This is a genomic window from Shewanella sp. Iso12 (genome assembly GCF_012030025.1).
Classification (GTDB): Bacteria; Pseudomonadota; Gammaproteobacteria; order Enterobacterales; family Shewanellaceae; genus Shewanella; species Shewanella algae.
In genome coordinates this window covers 1-7,783 of record NZ_JAAUHW010000025.1, presented here as the reverse complement: position 1 = coordinate 7,783, position 7,783 = coordinate 1, and the positions used below count along the sequence as shown (strand labels likewise).

The window sequence follows — 7,783 nt, the reverse complement described above, 5'->3', positions numbered from 1 at the left end:
ACCACTGTTTTACAACAATATACAAACCCACTCCCGCTCTCCGGGCAATTTCTTGCCCGAACCCGGGCAATTTTTTGCTCGCCGGGCAAGTTTTTGCCCGAAAGAGTTGCCCAAGGAGTAAGCTGAAGTCGATTGGATTTTGTGTACATTAAAAAGAAATGAATGGATAAAAAACAGCAAGCTAAGGCTTGCTGTCTCAATTATTTCTATGAATCACTTGAACCCAAAGGTATCGCATTTGCCTCTCTAAACTGACAATCCGGCATTTTAAGCATACCTCCTCATTTATCAGACTGACCTTTCCCCCGAATTTAAGACCATGACATTGATGAGATTTCCAATACACTAGAGCCAATGGAGATCTCAACATGAAGAAACGTTACACCGAAGAACAAATCATCAAGGCCATCAAACAGCATGAGGCAGGGGCAAAAGTCGATGACATTTGCCGTGAAATGGGCATATCCACGGGCACTTTCTATAACTGGCGCAGCAAGTATGCCGGGCTGGAAGTGAACGAAGCGAAGCGGCTGAGGGAGTTGGAAGCGGAGAACAACAAGCTCAAAAAGATGTTAGCTGACAAGATGCTGGAAGTCGAAGCAATGAAGGATGTGCTGTCAAAAAAGTGGTAACGCCAGCGGCCAAAAAGCCTGTTGCTCAACACCTGATTGAGGGATTCAGCCTCAGTGAGCGAGTGGCCTGTCAGTTGGCTGGGCTTAGCCGGACTGCATTTCGCTTTCAACCCAGGAAAAAGCCAGACAATGGGCTCAGACAGCGACTGAAGGCACTGGCGACGCAATATCCTCGCTATGGGTATCTGATGCTGCATGGTTTGCTCAGGGGTGAAGGCTGGGTCAAAAACCGCAAACGAACCTATCGGCTCTACACGGAGGAAGGCTTGCAGGTCAGGACGAAGAAGCACAAAAAGCTAACCCGGCCAAGGCAGCCCATGGAGGTGCCAACACCCCCCAATCAACGTTGGTCTATGGACTTTGTGTCAGACCAACTCAGCAATGGTCGCCGCTTTCGGGTACTGAATGTCGTGGATGATTATTCGCGGGAAATGGTCGGTCAATTAGTCTCTGTGGCCATTAGTGGTAAGCAGGTCGCCAGATTCTTGGAGCAATTGATGGAAGAGCGAGGCAAACCCAAGAAGGTTACTTGCGACAATGGGACAGAATTTACCAGCAAGGCCATGTTCTTCTGGAGTAAGGAAACGGGCGTCACACTGGGCTTTATCCAACCAGGAAAGCCGACGCAAAATGCCTTTGTGGAAAGCCTGAATGGCAAATTCAGGAATGAATGTCTGAATCAGCATTGGTTCAGAACCTTAGACGAAGCCAGATACGAAATCGAGCTATGGCGTGAACACTACAACCATGTTCGCCCATATAGTTCACTGAACTATATGCCGCCTGTTGCGTATGCCAAGCAAGCAGCATAAGCTGGAAAATCTCATCAAGAGATTGGTACTAATCTCGGGGAAAGGTCAACTTAGACCAACAACTTCCGGATGCGTGGAAAGTTTGATCCCATTAAGTCATAAGCGGGTAACTTGCAGATGAGGCAACCTTTTAACAATAAAATCGACTACCGTTTCAAAATTAGTTTTATTACAAAATATACTGACACTACCCCAAAAAGATTCTATATCACCACTTATCAACACCATTTTCCTGCGGCTATCAACTTTCAACTTGGTAAATATTGGCTTACCCTTTTCATCCTTCTCATCCCAAAATAATGGTACATATTGAGCCTTTTCAGGCTCGTATTCAGGAACAGGACAAAAACTCAAAAGCACCAAACCTCCGGGTCCGGCTAACAGCAATGGATTCGTCATAAAAACCAAAGGTAACAATATCAAAGCACCTATTCGCAACATTAACGCTAAAGCGGTAAAATCCAACTTACGATAGCGCCACTTTGGATATAGCTTTAAATTATCTTCAAGCATGCCACTTTGAGTGATCTTATAAGCGATATGATGATATTGGCTTCGAGTAAGAGCATAAAAAGCAAGCAAGATAACACCAAATAGAATTGCAAGATAAAAGTCCCATATCTCCAGGGTTTGCCATCTGCCTTCATCACTAATTAGTCTGCTTAAGATGGGAGCAGCAACAGGTAAAGCTAACATCCCCAATATTATTTTACTATGAAGCACCAAAGCACTCGTTGGCCAGTCAAAAGCTCTTGGGCATTCCCACAGAAACACAGCCTCCTCGCGCTCCAACTGCTCAATATCCTCCTGAGTAAAACAACCTTCCTCTAATGCTGTCTGGTTATACTGAATATAATCGGGCCGTTCAATGATTCCGCTCATTATCTACTCCATGATATTTTTCATATTCAGCATAACGGGAGTCGCCCCACTAGGCCAAGCGAAACTGCCATTGGCTGCTGGCTTGATAGTCTTACCATTGTATATGTTACCGATATCCTGAGGGTCTATCTCAAAGCACCACTCTTTAGCAATGTTGGTGAGATCATATCTTTGCACAGAAAGCCAAATTTCAGAATAAGACTCCTTCATTGCAATGGGGACCAACCAATGGATCCCCATACCTTTTGGCGGACTGAGATCGATATTCAACTCGTTGTCCAAACGATTAGGCAAACCTTTAGTCAAGATCTGCTGCATCGCAGCATCACTCAAATGTATGGGTGTGATATCCCCCAAATTCTCATTCTCGACTTGCGAGTTCCAAAAGACTAAGCTCTTCTTCACTTCGGCGACCGATACGCTTAAATTAGCCTGAGGCAATGTCAGTACAAGCCAACACCCCTCTACATCATACTCTATGGACTCCCCCTCATCGGCTTCGATAGTAAAACATGTCCTAGCATAAACTGAAGGCTTAAGCAAGGCATCCATAAGCTCTTGAAACTCTAGCTTTGGATCAAGTTGCCATTTAGTTTTTTGCCCGAAGGATGAGCCCTCTAACCATTTGTCAACATCATCTCTAGACCACCAAGTAAGCATCAAACTGGACAAGAGATAGATAAGACCGGTTATGGCCATGATTATTCCAAAGCCAGGGATCGCAACACCAATACCAAACGATTGAAAAAAAATGTAAGCACCACCGGCTAGCTGCACAGAGAGAGAAACGGCTTTAACCGTAGTCAGTTGTAATTCTATGAAGTTTAAATCACTTTTTCCTTTTCTCCACTGGTCGAGTTCGTCCGTAACCACTGAGAATTCATAAGCTGTTGCGATGACCATAAGCCCCCCTAAAAGCCTTGCAGAACTTTTAAAAGCACTCACTGTCTTAGATAACTCAGAACCACCTAATGCTTTAACTTCTTGAATCGATTGTCTTAACAAAGGAACATTCGTTCTCCTGACCCCCTGGACTACAGATGTAGAAATATTATGAATCCCCTTTTCAACCACATCATTCAAATTTTTGACTGATATTCCATACCAAATACTAGTTGCTGCCGCGGCCAAATAACTCACGTTTGATATCCAGACTCTAGATAACTTTTCTCTACCATCAAGCCCATCACTATCACCATTCCCCAATATATCACTCGTTTCCATGCTTGAAGGCATGGGAGTTTCCAGCACGTTCCATAAATTCATTAACACAACAGTGTAGCCAACACCACTTTTTACTCCAGAAATAATATCACCACCGAATCTCTTACCTCCATTTACCATATCACGCATAACATTAGACAAATTCTGGCGATACACTTCCATAATTCCATTATGTTTTAGTCGAAGCATTTCTGGAATTTTAGTATTCAACCTTTCCAATTTTTGCTGATTCTTAGCTATGCTATTACTGTGAGCCTTATAGTCTCGTTTCGTCTTCCCTGGTGTACTAAGAGCCTTTTGACTATCTTCAATCCTCTTATTTATTTCAAAATATTTTCTATCCCACTGCTCTTTTTTATTCAAATACTCTTTAAAACTACTCTTATCAAACGGCAAATTATAAATAAATGAACTAAGTACATTCATTCTAACCATTTTAACTCTTGAGAGAGATTTCGAACCTTCTTTCCCGATTAAGGGGAACAACGCCTTCATTAATTGATCCCAACCAATAGAAGACATAGTACCAAATGCTTTTTGCATAGTCGTCAGAGTCAGCTGTATCTCATCGCGCAACATTCTCACCCAGCCATCGTCTGCCAGACGGAGCTCATCAAAGGCAGCAAGCCACTCGTTAACTCTTCCCATATAGTTATTGGCTTCAGAAACTTCCTCAGACTGCGCTTTCTCAGCTTCTCGTGGCAGTTTTTGTTGAATGTTATATAGAGCAGCATGAAGTTCAGGATCAAAGCCACTGTAACTTAAGGCTATTAAAGCAGCGGCCTTATCTGAGTCCCACAAAGCATTACGTAGTTGTGCCCGTTGAGGCTCATCCATAAATGGAAGTAAGATTTCATAGGTGTTGCCAATCCAGTTTGTCAAAGCTAATTGGTGTTCGACATGATGGCAATCGGCTCCCAACACACTTGCATCTGCCGGTATGGCAAAATGGCAACTAAAAGCTTCTTCCAATCTAAGTTCAACTTCTGAAATAAGCTCTTTATCATGTTGTAAATGCTCATTCAAAAAGGACTCAGCGGCTTGAAGGTCAGCATATTGGCGCCTTTTCTTATTCTTTTCCCATTCTTTAGGAATGACAGGGACACGTCCATACTCTTCAATTATCTCTTTTTCAAGCCGTTTGTATGTTTCACTAGATGGTAGTTCAAAACTGTCATTCAGCTTTCGAGATGCCCTTTGGACAGCGATATTCCACTGCTCTTTTTCATACGCATAATCACTCACCTTATCCAGATAACGGCTGATAGCGAGTTTATTGCCCCTGACTTTTGACGGTAACTTATCATCATGCATCCAGCCTTCCATACTGAGCATATCACCGGCACCGCATAGCTGGATCACTGCCTGCGCATTCATCCGGCGATACATCTCATCCTCATTAAACTCATGCATCTGCCCAGCTATATAAGCCGTTTGTGACAAAATATCATCGATATCCGACCAAATATCATCCAGTGCGACCATCAGGGCCGAATCTTTATCGCTTATAGGGCCTAGGTAGGTAGTCAGGGGTTGAACCGGCTTACCGCTGATCTTTTCATCTCCCTCCCCTCTGTCTTGCAGGGAAGGAACCGCCAAAGGGAACTTGGCCTCGCCGGCAATATCGGCAACCTGGCTCAACACCTTGATTGGGGCAGTATGGGGCTCTGCCATAGTGCGGCAAAATCCGGGCAATGACAGCTTGCGTCCCCAACGACGCTGGGCTTCGCCATTACTGCGATAATGCTCCAACATAGGCCAGGAACACCTTAGCTGGCTGAACATCAGATACAGCTCAGAGCCGCGGTTATATTCCAGATAGACTTTAGGCTCCAGCGCTGTACCGCGCTCGCTGAGCGGTTTGTCAGCCTCATTGTCGCCAAACTGGTAACGGATCAGCTGAGGTCCCCTGACTTCATATTCGTGCAGGGTCTTTTCGGTTTGGTTCCAGACATAAAGCCAGCCGTCGGTAAGCTGACGCAGGGTGTAGCTATTACATTTGAGCTGTTTGCTGAAGTAGCCACCGGGGAAGTTACCTTCTGAAGGCAAGTTGTGCTTGGGGCAAGGCTCCGGCACCAACTGGAATTCATCCAAGGCATAACGCACAGGCACGATTTTGACGGTTTGCGCCTTGAGTGGGCAAGTTGCCAGTAAAGAACCGGCTTTAGTATCCGACTCTTGAGTGGCCTTATCGTTGGCATCCTGTTGTTGTCTATCGGCCGACATGAGTAACTCCTTGTAACGCATTGGCTCTTTGTTGATTTAACTGCTTGGCCAAATCTGCGGCTTGTGCCAAAGCCGCAGATCTCCCACTTCCCCGGGTTTGCATCAGGTTAATAATGCCGGCGTACTCTGATTGAGAGACGGGTTCACGGCTAGCCTGGTGCTGATCAAGCAAAGCCCCGGAAGCACTGCTTGCCTGATTGCCGATAAGATTCTTTTCAAAGTCGGCACCGAGATAACCCAAAATATTGCCGTAAAGAAAAATGTCCCGCTCCGATTCCCACCCCTGCGCGGCGGCGCGCTCGGCAATAGCCAAGGTTCCCGCCAGGGAAACCGAACCGAACTCATCGGCAAAGAAGTGCCTCAAATGCTGCTGCAGCCTAAGACCAAATTGCTGCCAGCAGACCTGCTGCATCACCTTGAGGTGGTCATCGGTCAACTGAAAGCGCTGAGTTGCCTCACTGGACTGAGCCGACTGAGGCACTCGGCAGTGCCAGTGTTCGGCAATAGTGTCATACACCCAAATCCGGCCGAATATGCCCGCCGGGAACAGTGCTTCCAGCGGCAGTTGCGCCGCCATAAAGCCCGCCAGCACTCTGGGGTCCTGATAACGAAATAATACCTGGTGACCCAGCGGGTGTTGCTGCAAAGGTAGTTGCTGAAAATAGCGCAACAATTCAGCACTGGAGGAAGTTGACTCAAACAGCCAGACACTGTCCCGGTAGCAAAGCTGTTGCTCCAACCAATCCAACAACTGACTGTCGGCAGGACATTGCAGCAGCAAGGGTTGAATATCGCCGAGAGACTCGAACTGAGTCCCTTGATACAGGGGTAGCATAAAGACACGGTTATCTAGCTGATACAGGGTTTGCGCCAGGTTTCGGTGCAAACAGGCATCCCAAAGCAGATACAGCTGCCCCTTGAGTCCAGCGAGATCAGGCAGGGGCATCTTCTTCCTCCGGCTGCTCGCAAATTTCGCACACACCTTTAGCCGTACTGGCAGCCAGCAGCAGAGTGCCACTCTGCTGGGATGGATTGGGCAAAATCACTTTTTCGCCTTGGGGCAACTCGGCAGCGGCCACTTCACCCGGAAGCTCCGGTGCCTTGCCGGCAAAGCCGCTGCCTGAACCGGGGCTGCCGCCCGAGTTGAGATTAACTGCCGCGCCGCCCAGGTGCACCCCGGCCGGGTCCACTTTGACGAAGCTGCCACCGGCACTGATGCTGATCTCGGCGCCGGCATCGAGCACAATTTTCCCCAATGACTTGAGATGAACTTCACTGCCCACCTCGAGCGCTTCTTTGGCGGCGACTTTCTGCTGATAGCTGCCATCCACAATCAGGCTCTTGTCGCCTGTTACCTGCTGACGGGACTCGCCCAACACCGTCAGATGTTCGTTGCCGCCGATGCGGCTGCGCCTTTCATTGTCCACATCCAGGTGGTTGTCGTGCTTGATATGCTCGTGCCTGTCATTCTCGGTCAGTAAGTTCAGGTCTTTCTGCGCATGCAGGTAAATCTCCTCTTCCCCCGCTTCATCCTCAAACCTCAGCTCGTTGCTGCCCTCGCCCTTGTGGCTCTGGGTCTTCAGCACGGTGCGGGTCTTGTGGGCCGGCAGCGCGTAAGGCACCTGGTTCACCGCATGGAAGGCCCGACCGGTGATGATGGGTTGGTCCGGGTCGCCGTCCAAAAACGACACTATCACTTCATGTCCTATCCGCGGCAGTGCCATAAAGCCATACTGACCACCGGCCCAGCCCTGGCTGACCCGTATCCAGCAGCTGCCGTGCTCGTCACCCCTGGCATATCTGTCCCAGGGGAACTGCACCTTCACCCGGCCGTATTCGTCACAAAATATCTCTTCATCCTTCGGCCCCACCACGGTCGCTATCTGCGGCCCCGCCATCCTGGGTTTGGCCTTCGGCTCCGCTTGCCATTGCATGGAGGATGGCACCGCCACTATCTCGTTACTGTAAGTGGTGCCGCGACTGCTGTTGTCCTCTTCCGCCGCATTA

At 47.9% G+C, this 7,783-nt stretch carries 5 protein-coding genes; 1 reads left to right on the top strand and 4 read right to left on the bottom strand.

Annotated features, from left to right (window positions below; all coding sequences use genetic code 11):
- The first annotated feature begins 368 nt into the window (after nt 1–368).
- Nucleotides 369–1,444, top strand: a protein-coding gene (locus HCX89_RS22470) for an IS3 family transposase (RefSeq protein ID WP_167717509.1) whose coding sequence is annotated in 2 segments (ribosomal slippage) — nt 369–618 and nt 618–1,444 — 1,077 coding nt in all. Because the reading frame shifts where the segments join, the coding sequence is not laid out codon by codon here.
- Nucleotides 1,445–1,540: 96 nt separating this feature from the next.
- Here HCX89_RS22470 and HCX89_RS22465 read toward each other — a convergent pair.
- The 4 genes from HCX89_RS22465 to HCX89_RS22450 all read right to left on the bottom strand — a co-directional run.
- Nucleotides 1,541–2,326, bottom strand: coding sequence for a hypothetical protein (locus HCX89_RS22465; RefSeq protein ID WP_025890157.1), 786 nt, complete (start codon nt 2,324–2,326; stop codon nt 1,541–1,543).
- A 3-nt stretch (nt 2,327–2,329) separates the two neighbouring features.
- Nucleotides 2,330–5,776 carry a toxin VasX gene (locus HCX89_RS22460; RefSeq protein ID WP_144133454.1) on the bottom strand — a complete coding sequence of 1,149 codons (3,447 nt, stop codon included), beginning with the start codon at nt 5,774–5,776 and terminating at the stop codon, nt 2,330–2,332.
- Nucleotides 5,763–6,722 carry a DUF4123 domain-containing protein gene (locus tag HCX89_RS22455; protein ID WP_144162368.1) on the bottom strand — a complete coding sequence of 320 codons (960 nt, stop codon included), beginning with the start codon at nt 6,720–6,722 and terminating at the stop codon, nt 5,763–5,765. The genes HCX89_RS22460 and HCX89_RS22455 overlap by 14 nt, the downstream gene beginning before the upstream one ends.
- The coding region (locus HCX89_RS22450) for a type VI secretion system Vgr family protein (protein ID WP_167717508.1) at nt 6,709–7,783 on the bottom strand (1,075 nt) is incomplete at its 5' end. The genes HCX89_RS22455 and HCX89_RS22450, both read right to left, overlap by 14 nt.